The organism is Oscillatoria nigro-viridis PCC 7112, assembly GCF_000317475.1.
GTDB lineage: Bacteria > Cyanobacteriota > Cyanobacteriia > Cyanobacteriales > Microcoleaceae > Microcoleus > Microcoleus nigroviridis.
Genome location: NC_019729.1, coordinates 6,726,266 through 6,740,724 on the forward strand (window position 1 = coordinate 6,726,266; position 14,459 = coordinate 6,740,724).

General features: G+C 45.4%; 12 protein-coding genes. 4 read left to right on the top strand and 8 right to left on the bottom strand.

All coding sequences use genetic code 11. The annotated features are described in order from the left end of the window. Window position 1 precedes the first annotated feature (1 nt). Window positions 2–1,687, bottom strand: coding sequence for a DNA phosphorothioation system sulfurtransferase DndC (gene dndC / locus OSC7112_RS27970; RefSeq protein WP_015179045.1), 1,686 nt, complete (start codon window positions 1,685–1,687; stop codon window positions 2–4). Window positions 1,688–1,859: 172 nt separating this feature from the next. Between dndC and OSC7112_RS27975 the strand changes: the two genes are divergently transcribed. Next, a complete protein-coding gene (locus OSC7112_RS27975) occupies window positions 1,860–3,035 on the top strand; it encodes a DNA sulfur modification protein DndB (protein ID WP_015179046.1) in 1,176 nt (391 codons plus the stop codon). A gap of 6 nt (window positions 3,036–3,041) precedes the next feature. On the opposite strand, the gene dndB is transcribed toward OSC7112_RS27975, so the two are convergent. Next, window positions 3,042–4,181, bottom strand: coding sequence for a DNA sulfur modification protein DndB (gene dndB, locus OSC7112_RS27980; protein WP_015179047.1), 1,140 nt, complete (start codon window positions 4,179–4,181; stop codon window positions 3,042–3,044). A gap of 458 nt (window positions 4,182–4,639) precedes the next feature. Between dndB and OSC7112_RS27985 the strand changes: the two genes are divergently transcribed. Next, entirely contained in the window at window positions 4,640–6,232 is a 1,593-nt protein-coding gene (locus OSC7112_RS27985; protein WP_015179049.1) for a DGQHR domain-containing protein, read from the top strand. Between the two features lie 67 nt (window positions 6,233–6,299). Continuing rightward, window positions 6,300–6,506 carry a hypothetical protein gene (locus OSC7112_RS38710; protein WP_150111618.1) on the top strand — a complete coding sequence of 69 codons (207 nt, stop codon included), beginning with the start codon at window positions 6,300–6,302 and terminating at the stop codon, window positions 6,504–6,506. Between the two features lie 100 nt (window positions 6,507–6,606). Here the strand turns inward: OSC7112_RS38710 and OSC7112_RS27990 are convergent, their stop codons facing one another. The 5 genes from OSC7112_RS27990 to OSC7112_RS28010 all read right to left on the bottom strand — a co-directional run bounded on the left by OSC7112_RS27990 (window position 6,607) and on the right by OSC7112_RS28010 (window position 10,717). After that, window positions 6,607–7,371 (bottom strand): alpha-amylase family protein, encoded by a 765-nt coding sequence (locus OSC7112_RS27990; RefSeq protein ID WP_223300706.1) that lies wholly within the window; start codon window positions 7,369–7,371, stop codon window positions 6,607–6,609. A gap of 331 nt (window positions 7,372–7,702) precedes the next feature. Then, window positions 7,703–8,632, bottom strand: a complete 930-nt coding sequence (locus OSC7112_RS27995) for a thermonuclease family protein (protein WP_015179050.1) — start codon at window positions 8,630–8,632, stop codon at window positions 7,703–7,705. Between the two features lie 270 nt (window positions 8,633–8,902). Then, window positions 8,903–9,742 carry a caspase family protein gene (locus OSC7112_RS28000; protein WP_015179051.1) on the bottom strand — a complete coding sequence of 280 codons (840 nt, stop codon included), beginning with the start codon at window positions 9,740–9,742 and terminating at the stop codon, window positions 8,903–8,905. Between the two features lie 310 nt (window positions 9,743–10,052). Next, window positions 10,053–10,274, bottom strand: a complete 222-nt coding sequence (locus OSC7112_RS28005; protein ID WP_015179052.1) for a hypothetical protein — start codon at window positions 10,272–10,274, stop codon at window positions 10,053–10,055. Window positions 10,275–10,492: 218 nt separating this feature from the next. Beyond that, window positions 10,493–10,717 carry a LuxR C-terminal-related transcriptional regulator gene (locus OSC7112_RS28010; protein ID WP_051041566.1) on the bottom strand — a complete coding sequence of 75 codons (225 nt, stop codon included), beginning with the start codon at window positions 10,715–10,717 and terminating at the stop codon, window positions 10,493–10,495. Between the two features lie 488 nt (window positions 10,718–11,205). Here OSC7112_RS28010 and OSC7112_RS34820 point away from each other — a divergent pair, with 488 nt between their 5' ends. After that, window positions 11,206–12,198, top strand: coding sequence for a DUF6006 family protein (locus tag OSC7112_RS34820; protein WP_015179053.1), 993 nt, complete (start codon window positions 11,206–11,208; stop codon window positions 12,196–12,198). Between the two features lie 203 nt (window positions 12,199–12,401). Here the strand turns inward: OSC7112_RS34820 and OSC7112_RS28020 are convergent, their stop codons facing one another. Next, the gene (locus OSC7112_RS28020; protein WP_015179054.1) at window positions 12,402–14,342 is read right to left on the bottom strand and encodes an alpha-amylase family glycosyl hydrolase; all 1,941 of its coding nucleotides are present in this window, start codon (window positions 14,340–14,342) and stop codon (window positions 12,402–12,404) included. Between the last annotated feature and the right edge of the window lie 117 nt (window positions 14,343–14,459).

Consider the following 14,459-nt stretch of genomic DNA (forward strand, 5'->3'; position numbering starts at 1 on the left):
CCTAATCTTTGCTATTTTTCTCTCCTACATCGGGAGTAGAAAATTTAATATCCGCCCAAGATAGCTGTCTGCTTTGATTGCTGCTGCTTTCGAGTTCTTCTTTAAGCTTGGCAATATCAACCGTCTCGTTTTTTGCGGAACTGTTGGTTTGGGCGATCGCATCTTTGAATTGCTGAATTTTTTCCGTCGGATTTGCTTTAATATCTTCCACCGCTTTTTTTAAATTGCGTTGATAGTGGGCGTTGCCAATCGCTTCTTCCTTCGATCGCGAACTGGTTTCAAAGCATTTGTCCAAATCGGCGTAAATGCCTGTACGGCGCGGCTTCGTGTAGTATTGGCGTTCTGTATCGAGGAGTTTTGCCATCAATTCGAGGTGCATTTTGTCCTCGCTGCAAATCTCTTCGATCGCAGTCCATTCATCGCTACCTAGGAGTTTTCTTTCGGCGGCGGGACGGGAATCTTCAAAAGGTTCGCCCGTGACTTCTTCGTAAATTCGGGGCAAAGAGTCGTCAAATTCGTGCTTTTCTTCCAGCCAAATTCGGCGGATTTCGCTAAGTTCTTCCGGGGTAATTAAGGTGATGTCGCGCATTTCTAGGGGTGCGGTTTTGCGGATTTGGGTTTGTGCTTCCAAGACTCGTCTCAGCCAGTGTTCTCGCCAGTATTTGGTGTAAGGCCCTGGGATGGGTTCGACGGAGGTTGTGTCGTCGCCCATGTTGCGTTCAAACAGTTCTACTCTACCGTAAATGCGTCGGAAGTCTCTTTTTGGGCGATCGTCTTTTATATCTAATTCGTTGCGAATATCGAGGAGAGGCTGCATCCATTCTTTTTCCTCATCATTCAAAATCATTGCCTGCATAGATTTATCTTGGTCTACCATTGTACAAACCCAGCAGCCAAAGCGAGAATCTCCACAGCTAGGCGTAGAAGTATCAACGACTAGAGGGCATTCGTTATCTGCTGTCGCACCGCGATACATGGTAAACAAGTCTTTATTGTCACCTCCCCAAGGGTTAGGATACTGCATTAGATAAAGCCAAACTTCATCATCCCGCCAGTCTTCCACAGGAGTATAAATTAGAGAGTTAATTAAACGAGAATTAGGACTCAATCGCTCGCGCACTCTACCTGCTTCATGTCTTTTCATTGTTGCAGCGCGTTTGCTGCTCTCAGCCTTTCGAGTGCCTAAAACAACAATAGTTTCACCGTGAACCCTAACCATTTCACGGATAAAATGGTTAACAGGTTGAATTTTCATACGATCGGTACACCAGCGAAATCCATTTCGAGGTGCTGGATAGCCTTTCCCCATTAAGCATACCCAGAATGTTTCTTGAAAGGAAGGATGAAGCAGATGAGGTTCGACTGGCATTTTTTGCTGGTTAGCTGCTAGCTTAACATATTTAATGCAATTGCGAACCCAGGTAGAAATTATCGGATTTTCAACCAGCGTATCTGTTGTAATTAAATGAATTGTTTTTGTGCGTTTTTCCAGTGGGAGTGCTGCGATTGCATACCATATTAACTGCAATACTGCACTCGAATCTTTTCCAAAAGATACGCCTAAAACCCAGGGAATTTCATCGCTACAATACAAATCCTGAATTTCTTGAGTTAACTTTTCTACATCATCCACTAACTCAGTAACGCTGCGCGGTGGGAATAGTGGCATCTGCTGAGCTTGTGTCATTTTATTAATCTCCTCTTGCTAAGCATCAACACTTGTGCTGTGAATTCCACCCTGTGACGCAACATAATTGTTTGCCCTTGATCGTTGAGCTTTGAGCGTAATGGTCTGCCTAACTACTATACCCCGTGATGAGTTATAATTAAAGATTAACCTTTAAGTTAATTTACAAGCTATGCCTAATGACAACTCGAATCAGCCAGAACTCAACCAGCGACTAGATGAATTCCTTGAGCCGTACTTCGCCAGATACCACCGTCAGAAGTGCTATCCGGGCTTAATCTTTCAGCATGGAAAGCGAAAAATGGTACAATTCAACGTGCCTGCTGATGACTTACCTACTCTCCTTCAAGCAAAACCTTCTACAAATAACGAGCCTGAGTCTGGTAAAAACCGTCCAGAGATTAAGGGCCATGCTGAGGAAGTCAAGGAGTACATTCTCAAGCGCGTTAGAAAAGACCAACCCTGGATTGTGGGTACACTCACTGCAAATGTCGATCCAGAGAAGATTGAAATTATCGAACTAAGTCGGGGCATTTGCTTAGTAGTTATCCCTCGTGGCGTTAAGTTAGATATTACTGACGGACAGCACCGTAAGCGAGCGATTCACGAATTGATTGAGAGTGCTAACGGCGAGTTAATTGGAGATAATGATTTCCCAATTACGCTAGTTTTAGAAGGCAACTTAAATCAGTGTCAAAGAGACTTTAGAGATATGGCGCAAACAAAAGCGCTGGATAAATCGTTACTCTTGTCCTTTGGCGAAATGGAAGGTCGAATAGGTATTTGCAAACAGTTAATTGAACAAGTGCCAATTTTTAAGGGCAAGACAGAGAAAGTTAAAGGTTCTCCATCATCTAAAGAAAAGCGAATATATACAATGAATTATGTAGTAAAGGCTGTTAGTTGCGCTTTTGCTAACGATCCGAATAACGAGCTGAAAGATTGCGATTTATCAGAATGCTCGGCAGCTATAATTAGTGGTCTCACTCAATTTTTTACAGAATGCAGTCTAACTCAATACATTTATGAGACAGAGGCTCATGATTTGACAGTTAATGAAATTGATAACTTTAAAGAAAGTTGTTTATTGGGCAGGAGCGTGGGAATAGAAATATTAGGAAAGTTACTCTACTGCACTTATGATGCTGATAGCTATTGCTTCGATCCAGAACAAGTATCAGAACTTGCTCAACTTGATTGGTCAAGAAAAAGCCACCTTTGGGAAGGAAATGTGGTTTTGTCGAACAATAATCCCAATAATCTTGTTCGTAACTATAGAATAACAGCTAGTGTTAATGCTGTAAAAATGGCAGTAAATCAAGTAAAAGCCCATCTAGAATGGATTTAACCCATATTATGCGCCTTCCTTGTGGCACGGGCGTCCCGCCTGTGCTGTATCTGCGGTTTCCAAACCCAACCGATTTTTTAAATAATCAGTCATCCAACTAACACTCGCCCTCGACTTAGAAATCCCCCCTTTCAACAAAATCCCATTCTCCCAATCAGGATTAGAAATCGACCAATCAACCTGCTGCAAAAGGCTCAAACGTTCCTCCCAACTCTCAGGAAAAACCGATCGCAAAGCCGCCCCAACTTCCCCCAAACTCTCAAGCACAACACTGTGACAGTGTACGCAATCCCGGCGCATTTCCCCCGCCGCAACTTGCTTGTGCAGAACTAATTGCCAATCTGGAATAAAATTGCTAACCGCATTCCAATAACTAACCGCCAGTTGTATTTTTTGAGCGAGTTCTTCCTCTTTCTGTTCTTTTTTGGTGCGAGAACCAGAGGGTTGTGCCTGTTTGCTGCCGTGAATATTAGACAGCAAAGCCACGATCGCACGATCGATCGCACTCAGCGTAAACAATTTGTGCGATCGCCCGTTCAAACTCCCCCTCTCCATCTCAGTCAAACACCGGAAAACCTCAACCTGCTTAACAACCGCCTTCACCACAAAAGCCCGATCGTCCCGGTGGTTGTAAAGTAGACTTAGCGACGCCTCCAAAGGAACTTGAAAACCATTCAAATCAGCAAACATCTGCTGCGATTTTTCCAACCCAATATCGAGAAACAAAATCAGCGCCACCGTCTCATATCCCAACTGCGGATTTTCCCTCAAAGCCATCTCAAAAGCCGCCCGGCGATGCTGTCCGTCATTAATAGTAAACTTAGCATCCATCGGCACTCGCAAGCGACCTATTTTCCGTTCTTCTGCCTCATTTCCCACAGCTTCAAAAGTAATATCCGCATCAATCGAAGCAGCAATTGCCCCACAAGTATAATTTGTAGGATTCTTGACAAAATAATCAGCAATTTCGGGAATCCTAGCTTTGTTAAGCGCGCGTTTTGCCCGCATAGACGGCGGCAAATCTTCAGATTCAAAGGGAAACAATTTCGGCAAAAAACGCACCGGACACATCGACACGTAATATTCGCGGCCCGCTTGAATTCCCCGGATAACCGGCAAAATGTATTCAAAAGAAGGAGTAGACATATTTTTTTGTTGGTTGCAGGTGCGAAGTATGAAGAAATCAGGGGCAAGTGCCATCGTCAATTCACTCGCTTCCTCGATATTCCGCCGGGGGTTGAAACCCCCGTCTGATAGCGAAAGTCGGTTAAAACCGACTAAACATAAACCTCGAAATTGATCCGTATTCAGTCCTCATAGCGAGGACTTTTGCTATGAGACAGGGGTTTCAACCCCTGGCGGGCCCGGATGGTGACCGGTTTTCAACCCCTGGCGGAGTCAGACGGTGGCGCGTGACACCCAGACGCATCTGCATCAAGCCCGATCGCCCCTCAGCTATTGACAAATAAAACATTAAATGATATGTAAGGTTGAACTTATTAGTATTTTAAGTATTTCACAAAAATTTTTTAAAAACAAGAGTTGACATACAATTTAACCTATGATATTTTTGAAAAAATAGCCTAATTATATAGAAACCGCCGATGAACGCCAATCCAGCGGATGACCTCGCTAGCAAAATTTTAGAAAAAGAAAATAGCGACAGACAGGAAATCGCACTTTTATTAGATAATTATTTAGGAAAGGACAATCGCATTTTCGTCCAAAAAACCCAGATGGGAAACAGCGAAGCATACATCGGTTCAGTCACCCTAGAATGGTTAGACTCTCGCGTCCGTTTCGCCTCCCAGATGCCGCTTTTCCGCCAAAAATTCGACCTCCAAACCAACAACATCGTCCGCGACGACGAAACCATTGACGAAATTATCCAGCGTCCCTTAGATTGGTCGCGCCAAGCCGCCTTAACTCAATATTTAGCAGCCCGAAAATCGCACAAATTCCCCGCAGTTTTAGTAGTAGTCAGTCCCCCGTGGGTAGATAATCCTTTAGCCGAGGAATGGGATAAAAATGGCGTAGCAACTAAATCGGCGGCTGAATTTACATCCTTTGATAAAAACGAGAACTTAGGGCTGTTGAATGTCTCTCAAAAAGTCTCAATTTTTGCCTTAGACGGCCAGCATCGGCTGATGGGAGTTCAAGGTTTAATGAGTTTAATTAAAACCGGAATCCTGCAAAGATACAACAAAAATAAAAAACCTGTCGGCGCTGCAATTACTCTAGAAGATTTAGCAGAAGAGTATCAAATCGACCCCGAAACAGTGTATAAATTAGCTCACGAAAAAATCGGAATAGAGTTTATCCCGGCGGCGGTAGCGGGGGAAACGCGACAGCAAGCACAACGGCGCGTGCGATCGATCTTTGTGCACGTTAACCTAATGGCGGTAACGCTGAGTCAGGGCCAGCTAGCATTATTGAACGAGGACAACGGATTTGCGATCGCGGCCCGAAAAATTGCCGTCACCCATCCCTTATTAAAAGAACAAGATGACAGAAACCCGCGCGTCAATTGGGACAGCGCCACAGTCGCAGCAAAATCAACAGTCTTAACCACATTGCAAGCGCTGCAAGATATGTCCGAACGGTATTTAGAATACAAATTCCCTCATTGGAAGCCGGAACGAAAAGGTTTAATTCCCATGCGTCCCGAAGATGAAGAACTCAAAGAGGGAATTGAAGAGTTTAAAAAATTGTTCGATCATTTAGCAACTTTACCCAGCTATCAAAGAATTGAAAGCGGCGAAGAAACGGCCCAATTGCGCCGATTTAGTTTTGAGAAACCGGGGGGCGAGGGAAATATTTTGTTCCGTCCAGTCGGTCAAATTGCTTTAGCTAATGCTTTGGGAATTCTAGTATTTAGAAAGAAACTTTCCCTGAAATCTATTTTCGACAAACTCCGCAGATTCGATGTCGATGAAGGATTTAGCCACATGGACAATCCTGAGTCTGCGTGGTACGGGATTTTGTACGATCCGAACAAAAAGCGAGTGCTAGTTTCTGGAAAGGATTTAGCGACGAAGTTAATTGTATATTTGGTGGGGGGAATTCAGGACGATATGGAGCGAGCTCATTTGCGGCAAGCGGTAGCGGAGGCGAGGACTTTTGAGGATAAAGCTATTAGTTTTAACGGCCGATTTGTGCCTCCGAAAGAGGTAGGATTGCCGCCGGTGCTGAGTTGATTTTGTCACCGCTTCGGAACTACAGGCGGGACGCCCGTGCCACTTGGGAACTACAGGCGGGACGCCCGTGCCACTTGGGAACTACAGGCGGGACGCCCGTGCCACTTGGGAACTACAGGCGGGACGCCCGTGCCACGATGCAGGCAGATGTTTTTTCACGATCGGCGATCGACTGCACATAGCTGCGCCAATTTATTGTTTTTCTCGTACTCTAGATATGCGATCGCACGGCGTGGCAAAGTTAATCGAGTCAGTGCAGTTTCAACTCCACTGACTCGATCGCTCTTTTCGCCCATTCAAGATAGTTGCAAAGTTGATTTGCTCGAGGTGATGTCACCCACTGGTTGATTCCGGCGATCGCACGGCACCTCAACTTAACTTTCGGGATAATTCGTCAGAATCAAAAACTCGGATGCTGGAATCGGTTGAATTTCGACATAAGCAATCCCATCTTGTCGCTGCACTGCCACCGCCCGGCCCACCTGATGAGGACCCGTGTAACCCGGATTCCCTACTTGGGCCGTATTCAGAATTACCGTCATTGAACCCCCGATCGGGTTGAGATTGGCATCCACGAGCACTCTCGCTCCCCGATCGTCCGTTCCATGACTGTTTAGCACGCAAACCGCTTCTTCATCGTCTAAAACCCGTGACCAACCAATAATTTCTCCACTCAGTCCGCGATCGCCAAAGGGCAAGTTCAAGAAGGGAATCGCGGTTGGCCGCAAATACTGTCGTCCCAAGCGCAGCACAGGGAACTTTTTGCGGAGTGCCGCCATTGCCGCAAGCCGAACATAGACAGGGTGATTCGGATCGAAACAGTGAGCACCCGCTGTCCCAAACGGCCCAAAGCCGGGTAAGTTTTCATCGATGGCTTGTAGCCCTGCTACTCCCGATTGCCGGGGATGCGAGGGGCCAAACATGGCTTCCCGCAAATAGCGATCGGAGCCCTTCCAGTCCGGCAACCACTTGCGTTCAGACGGTTCTGGTCCCGCCAATGCCTGCTCGGTTCCCGCGTAAATGCAAGGAATCCCCAAGGTGAACAGTTGCAGTGCCACTCCGGCAATCACCTGATGCTCCGATGCAGCTTCGCTGGAAAAGCGGATTTTTTCACCGAACACACGATCGCGATCGTCCAAAATTGAAACATGGCGCCGTCCAAGATTTCGGTGTGACGGGCAGAGGAATTGAAATATTTGGTTTTTTGATGATTAGTTTGTGCCAAATGTGTCTGTGGTTTTCACACCAAGTAAGCTGGATTCTCCCACACTAATCAAGCCCATTCCCAGTAAATCACGATTGTTGCAGAAAAGCTAATCTCTGAATTAAGAAAGAATTCTACAAATTTGGGCTAATGCTGAACTTTATGAAACATCCCCAACATGATTTCGCCTGTCGAATCGCACAAGCGGAGGAAATAAGCCCCTCTTTTAATAGACAGCCATGTTCGCGAACATAGCGCATTTCTCCCTACTCGACCGGTGGAAAATCAGCGAGTTGCTTGGCATCTGCGATCGTGATTTGAGGCTTCCCATCCGCATTCGGTGGATAAAGACTCGGGGTTCCAGAGACATACACATAACCCCGACCAGATTTGGCATAGCGGATTTCAATCAGTCGCAAAATGGTCTGAGATACTGCCGAATTTTTATCTGGAATCCACAGATTAAACTTTTGAAATTTTGACCCGGCATAGATAAGCGCACCATTTCCAGTCCATTGATTAATGCCTGATTGCAAGTCACAGAATACCGTAACTTGGTTGCCATTTTTGGCAGCTTCCACCAGGCGATTATAGTCCAGGCGCACCGATAACACTCCGGCTTTAATGCCAAAGTACCGGTAGTCCTCTGCCACACTGTCCCGCAGATGCCACCAGGGAATTAGCGTCGTATAGTCCCTGCGATTACCGCCCGCATTGGTTGCTGGATTCCAGATAGCCAGCCCTTTGACTTGAGCCTCCACCTCCGCTTCTACAAACTGACGATGATAGAGGCGCGAACGACCGTATTTGACAAAGTAAGGACTCCATCCTTCCTGCACGATTCGTACATTAGAATTTTCACGATCTCCGGCTTTGTAGACATAACAAAGCAACCGCCCATAATTGTCCCGATGCTTAACCAAACAAACCTGAACGGGGTCATTCGTATCAAATTCGAGATTGACTCGGACATCGCCGCTAGGTATGCCTTGCTCATTTGCCCCGAAATAATTCTTTGCCCATTTCGATGCCAATATACCCGCATTAGTGACAGGTTTATCGCTTCCATGCTGGCTTTCTTCAGTGTCCAGACAAACAAACCGAATGGATTCTTGCTCGTTTTCCAGAAGTACCTTAATTGTGTCACCGTCGATGACTTTGATTAGTTTTAGATTGTTGATGACAGTGCCTTTCATTAGCTTTCATCCTTGTTCGTAAACATTGTAATGAGGGATGAAAATTGGTTGTATCTGTGGCCAGGTACACAACTTTGACTTGCGTTCAGCATTTAAGGACTTAAAGTCCCCTCGTTACCGAAAGCTGTGCTAAATTCCTGAAAATTCGGTGCCGCAGAACCCCCTACTTAGAGCAGTGATTTTGATCCGGATCGGATGGAGATGCAGTAGGTTCAAGACACCGCCACACTGCACAAGAAACTTGCAATCCCTCAATTCTAGTTTCAAGCTTTACACCGTAAACGGTGGTTGCTTTTCAAAATTTTGGTCAATAGCACCGACGCGAAAATAATTCGGTGTTTGATCCGGTGGCATATTTCGTTTAATTGCTTTGTGAAAACGTCGATAATCTCCTTTAAATTGTCCATTATTCCAAACCCGCAGCAGATTGCCGGTGAAAAGACCATTGAAGTTGCCATCAGCGGACAATTGGTTATCTTGACATCCAGAAATTAGGAGGACGGATGCGCGCACCGCTTCACGAGATTCTTTCAAGGTCTTGTTTTCTAAGATAGAGTCATAAAAAGCCTTATTCTGCCTGTAGGTTCGCAGAATAATAGGATTTGGCATATGGCGATATTTTACGTCTGTGGTAGCAGGAGTAGCACTCCGAGCGGCAATTGTCCCTTGATAATAAGCCTGCTTGGTAACAGTACCACTATGGCAGCTATCAGAAAAAACTAGGATGCGGACACCCGTCGCAAATTTTCCCAGTAAATTGTAGGTTTCATCATCGATGAATTGACCGTCATAAAGACACCAAGTTTCATCATCTCTGTCATCGATTTCATCTCCATTCAAGTCAGGCACCTGTCCGCCATGACCAGAATAACTCAACACAAATATGTCACCTGATTGTAGGGTTGTAGCAGCTTGATTCATCTCGCTGATGACTTTTGATCGCGTCGCAGATGCGGTTAAAAGCGTTTTGACGGTGAAGTGTCTAGATTTGGCAATTTCAGCCATATCTTCGGCATCGGCTTCACAAGCTCTCAATTCACCCGACCAGCCGCCATAATGAGCAGGATCGACGGAATTCAGACCGATTGTTAAAGCAAGTCCTTGTGGCATAATTTATCTCCTTTTAGTCATCTTATCAGTGATTTTTTCGGTCTACTTCATTCAATTCGTTACCGATTTTGGGAATGGTTTGAATGCAGGATCAAGGCTTGAAAAGTGAATAGTCAATTCGTTTATGTATTTGCCAAACCTGATTTACGATCCTTGTCCAGTCGCAAGCTAAGATGTTCAAAAGCATAGAATAGGACAAGGATCTTCTTGGTACTTGCGCTGTGGAGTAAGGGTTTAAAAATACCTGGAATAGTCAGTTTTTTTCCAATACTCAAACCAGCGTCATTGAGATTGATTCACAAGCTGAGAGTTAAAAGTAGACGAATGCCCACGTTTTTCCATCAGGGAGAACCGAAAAGACAGCTTCCCCAGCTCCTTGTGCAGGAGCTCTGTTCGCATAAGCCGCTGCTGCTGCTGGATCGCTAAAGAGGTAAGCACGCCACGTTTTTGCCGCGGGATCGCTCTCAGCCGCTATGTTGTGCTTGGCAGCGATCAGGGCAGCATCATGATCTGAATGAGTTGTTGTAGTCATTTGAGAACTCCTTTTGCTTAATAAGAGTAGTTTCCGATCTTTGAATCTGGATTTTAGCCAGTTAACCAAAGCACTTCATCTGAGCAGTCATGTTTTGGCTTTAATCTAATACTCCTTCAAATAAACTTGGGAAACAATACGACGATCTGCGTATATAATTATGAAGATATTGCAACAAATTCTCCTTTGAGTAGTCCCAACTTTTCTCTTGGCAACTATCACGGCATCCATCCGGATTTGTACAGTTTTTTATAAAGATTCTCCAAATGTTTTCGCACCGTTCCTTCAGTGCAACCCAGCACTCTAGCAATTGAGGCATTGCTTTTATCCTTAGCAATCCAAAACAAAACCGGAGCCTCATGTTTGGTGAGTCGTAGTAATTCCAAAGCAGCAAGAGAGAAGGATTGCGCGGCTGAAATGGGGCGCAGGTATGGGCGACCCATTTCAGCACGATCCTTTGCGATCGCCCTTTTTCTGAGTTCAGGCTATTGTCATAGAATAGGGCGATCGCCTTGTCTGAGTTTAGGGAATTTTTCTAAGTGGCGATCGCTTCTCGGCAGCTTGTCCAGTTTGTCTAGTATTCGACTAGATATTAGCCCTGGTTGGCTCGATTTTGTCTGTAGTTGTGGTGCTGTTTACCGAAATACCGCCAGCAAATCAACGCATTACAGAACCTGTTAAGTTCGATCGCCTAATTCAACGCGGTTATGTAAATAATTATAAATTTATGCCAAATTGGCAACCTAGTCTGGTGTCACGGGTTTTTAATAATATTAGATAGTTAGATTTATTGGCATCTACTTAGTGCAAAAATGCCTTGATACTAAAGGTCAGGGTGTGAAAGAGTGAGTGGCAGAGATAAACGATAGGGTGGCTCATATGTATGGGCTGACTGATGAAGAAATGAATATTATTAAAGGAGATTAATTCTATGTCTATTTTTCAAGGGATCTCTAAATGGGCGAGACCTGATAACCAGACATTTGCTGCAATTGTAGGTGCAATTGCAGGTGCAATTGCAACAGGAGTTGTGACAATAGTTATAGCAAAATTAAATCCACAACCACGTCCAGAGATTTTTATTGTTAGTCCTGATGGAAAAAAACTTGAAATTCCAGCATCATCGCTTGTACCTAATGATCGAGCTGGTTCAGACACTTTATCTTATAATATAAAATTATCCAAGTCAGAGCTTGATACTATTGCGCCTGTCACAGAAACACTAAGAGAATTAGTGCCAGGACTTGAACAACAAAACATAATTTACGCGGATAATAAAAGTCAATTAGAAATTGTTAAGCAGTGGTTAAAAGATCCAAATTCTGGATATCCATCATTAGTTCAAGCCTTAAAAATATTGTTGGATAATCGTCAGGGAATTGGGAATGCTGTTCCCCTCACAATCATTCAAGGTAAATATCTAAAAGGCAATCCAAAAAACATTCCACTTACCTATGATTCAGACCAATTAAAGCAAGCGTATATAGAATCTTGGAAAGTAAAAAACAGTGACAGTATTTTCACAAAACTTGATGAAATTGCGCCTTTAAATCAGTCCGCCAATAAACCTGATTGGAGTGGTAAATGGAATTGTAATCTTGATGGTCGTCCGGCAATAATAGAACTTACTGGAAATTTAGATCCTAACACTTGTTCTGTGACAGACAAAGGCAACCTCTGTACTCTTATAGGCTCAGGAAATAATGTCGCAGGACGATTGAGCGATAATGGTAGAGCTTGGCAAACTCTTTCTGTCAGACCTTTTTTCCCAGAACGAGGTGAACGCCGAGAATACGATCATATAATTCCCTTGAAATTAAATAATCAACCTTGGTTGCTACTCAGACATACTTGGGATAAGAGATATATGAGTGGCTACACTATTTGGGAAGGTAGAGCTTTTGGAATACAGTGTCATAGATAGAGCTTTGTTAACCTTTAGTTGATGTCAATAACCTATGAACCGTCTCCCATACCTGGCGGGATTTCTCCGATCGCGGATAAAGGTTGTAAATGCAGCCTGAAATTCAAATATTTGAGCGATCGCGACTTCAGCTAAAGCGGTCAACTGGTGAAAAGTTGACTTTTAAATTTCGATCGCCGCGATCGCACCACCTCAACTTAACTTTAGGGATAATTCGTCAGAATCAAAAACTCGGATGCTGGAATCGGTTGAATTTCGACATAAGCAATGTCATCTTGTCGCTGCACTGCCACCGTCGAGCCCACATGATGAGCACCCCTGTAACCCGGATTCCCTACTTGGGCCGTATTCAGAATTACCGTCATTGAACTTCCAACTGGGTTGAGATTGGCATCCACTAGCACTCTCGCTCCCCGATCGTCCGTTCCATGACTGTTTAGCACGCAAACCGCCTCTTCATCATCTAAAACCCGCGACCAACCAATAATTTCTCCACTCAGTCCGCGATCGCCAAAGGGCAAATTCAAGAAGGGAATCGCGGTTGGTCGCAAATACTGCCGTCCTAACCGCAGCACAGGGAACTTTTTGCGGAGTGCCGCCATTGCCGCAAGCCGAACATATACAGGGTGATTCGGATCGAAACAGTGAGCACCGGCTGTCCCAAACGGCCCAAAGCCGGGTAAGTTTTCATCGATGGCTTGTAGTCCTGCTACTCCCGATTGCCGGGGATGCGAGGGGCCAAACATGGCTTCCCGCAAATAGCGATCGGAGCCCTTCCAGTCGGGCAACCACTTGCGTTCAGAGGGTTCTGGCCCCGCCAATGCCTGCTCGGTTCCCGCGTAAATGCAAGGAATCCCCAACGTGAACAGTTGCAATGCCACTCCCGCAATCACCTGATGATCCGATGCAGCTTCGCTGGAAAAGCGGATTTTTTCACCAAATACATGATCGTGATCGTCCAAAATTGAAACATGACGCCGCCCGAGATTCCGGTGCGACCCCATTACAGCGTTCCCTGGATCAAACCCATTAAAGTAGGCTCTTGGGTCCATCAGCCCTTTGGCAACCTGGTTAAGATTTCCCCGCATCTCGCCGATATCCAACGCAGCATTTAAGTTTTGCCCCACCACATCCAGATAACGGTCTTCGTTGTAATCTCCGCCTGCTATTTCTCCTACCAAAAAGAAGTCACTCTTACCCAGATTGGCCGCAAACTCCTTAATCGCCCCGCAGAAATTTCGGGCTTGATCGTAGGTAACGTGCTTGAGGGTATCAATCCGAAAGCCATCGCAGTCTGTCAGGGCAATCCAGTATTTATAACAGCGGGCTAAGTTATCTAAGAGGTGGGGATAGTCCAACTGGAAATCTCGCAGTGTAATGAAATCCGATCGCCGGAATTCGGCATTGGGATCGTCGAGTTCCCCCCGCCCTAAATCGCCCTTTCCGGCACGAGTATAGCAATCTGGTTCCTGGAGTTCGATCGGCCAGACTCCTTCGGGGTCCGTTTGAGGTTGCCCCGCAATGGGTTGTCCGCGATCGCCCAGCCACGAGCCAAACTGATACCAACCAGACGTATAGGGTGGTTCCCATTCTCCCCCAGGGGTACCAGGGGCATAGATCCAGTTACACCCTGAATGGTTAAAAATGATATCAAGGATAATGCGTAGCCCCTTGGAGTGCGCTTTATTGACCAGACTGACCAAATCTTGGCGAGTCCCAAAGCGAGGATCGACCTCTAGAAAATCTTGAATGCCGTAACCGTGATAGGTATCCAAGTGACCCCGTTGCTGAAAGATTGGCCCTACCCAGATCGTCGTCACGCCTAGTTGGTTGAGATAATCCAGCTTTGACTCTAATCCTTTGAGCGTCCCGCCCTGCCAGCGATCGCCTCCCGACTCTGCCCATTTGTCAAATCGCCAAGACTGTCCATTGGGCAGATTAGGTCGGGCTTGATTGAGTTGCTGTCGATTCAGTAGAGGGCGTTTGTCCTCCTGACCATCGCTAAAGCGATCGGGTAAGAGAAAGTAAAGTACCTCATTTCTCCAATCGGCAGAGGATGGAAAGTAACTCTCACGTCGGGGTAAAGAAAAGTCTTTTAGACTATCCGGGCGCTTCTTGGTTAGATTCCGATCGGTAAATGTCATAAAGTTATCTCAGATTGGTGAATAGTTTTGCTCGGTCTTCTGAAGTTATGTTTTTTTGTTAATGTGAGGAAATCGGCGATCGCACTCTGTCAAGAATGGACTGGACTCAGGCGAGCG

Excerpts from the sequence above, each read along its gene's own strand:
- dndC (WP_015179045.1), bottom strand. The coding sequence starts at position 1,687 with ATGACACAAGCTCAGCAGATGCCACTATTCCCACCGCGCAGCGTTACT.
- OSC7112_RS27975 (WP_015179046.1), top strand. The coding sequence starts at position 1,860 with ATGCCTAATGACAACTCGAATCAGCCAGAACTCAACCAGCGACTAGAT.
- dndB (WP_015179047.1), bottom strand. The coding sequence starts at position 4,181 with ATGTCTACTCCTTCTTTTGAATACATTTTGCCGGTTATCCGGGGAATT.
- OSC7112_RS27985 (WP_015179049.1), top strand. The coding sequence starts at position 4,640 with ATGAACGCCAATCCAGCGGATGACCTCGCTAGCAAAATTTTAGAAAAA.
- OSC7112_RS27995 (WP_015179050.1), bottom strand. The coding sequence starts at position 8,632 with ATGAAAGGCACTGTCATCAACAATCTAAAACTAATCAAAGTCATCGAC.
- OSC7112_RS28000 (WP_015179051.1), bottom strand. The coding sequence starts at position 9,742 with ATGCCACAAGGACTTGCTTTAACAATCGGTCTGAATTCCGTCGATCCT.
- OSC7112_RS28005 (WP_015179052.1), bottom strand. The coding sequence starts at position 10,274 with ATGACTACAACAACTCATTCAGATCATGATGCTGCCCTGATCGCTGCC.
- OSC7112_RS28010 (WP_051041566.1), bottom strand. The coding sequence starts at position 10,717 with ATGGGTCGCCCATACCTGCGCCCCATTTCAGCCGCGCAATCCTTCTCT.
- OSC7112_RS34820 (WP_015179053.1), top strand. The coding sequence starts at position 11,206 with ATGTCTATTTTTCAAGGGATCTCTAAATGGGCGAGACCTGATAACCAG.
- OSC7112_RS28020 (WP_015179054.1), bottom strand. The coding sequence starts at position 14,342 with ATGACATTTACCGATCGGAATCTAACCAAGAAGCGCCCGGATAGTCTA.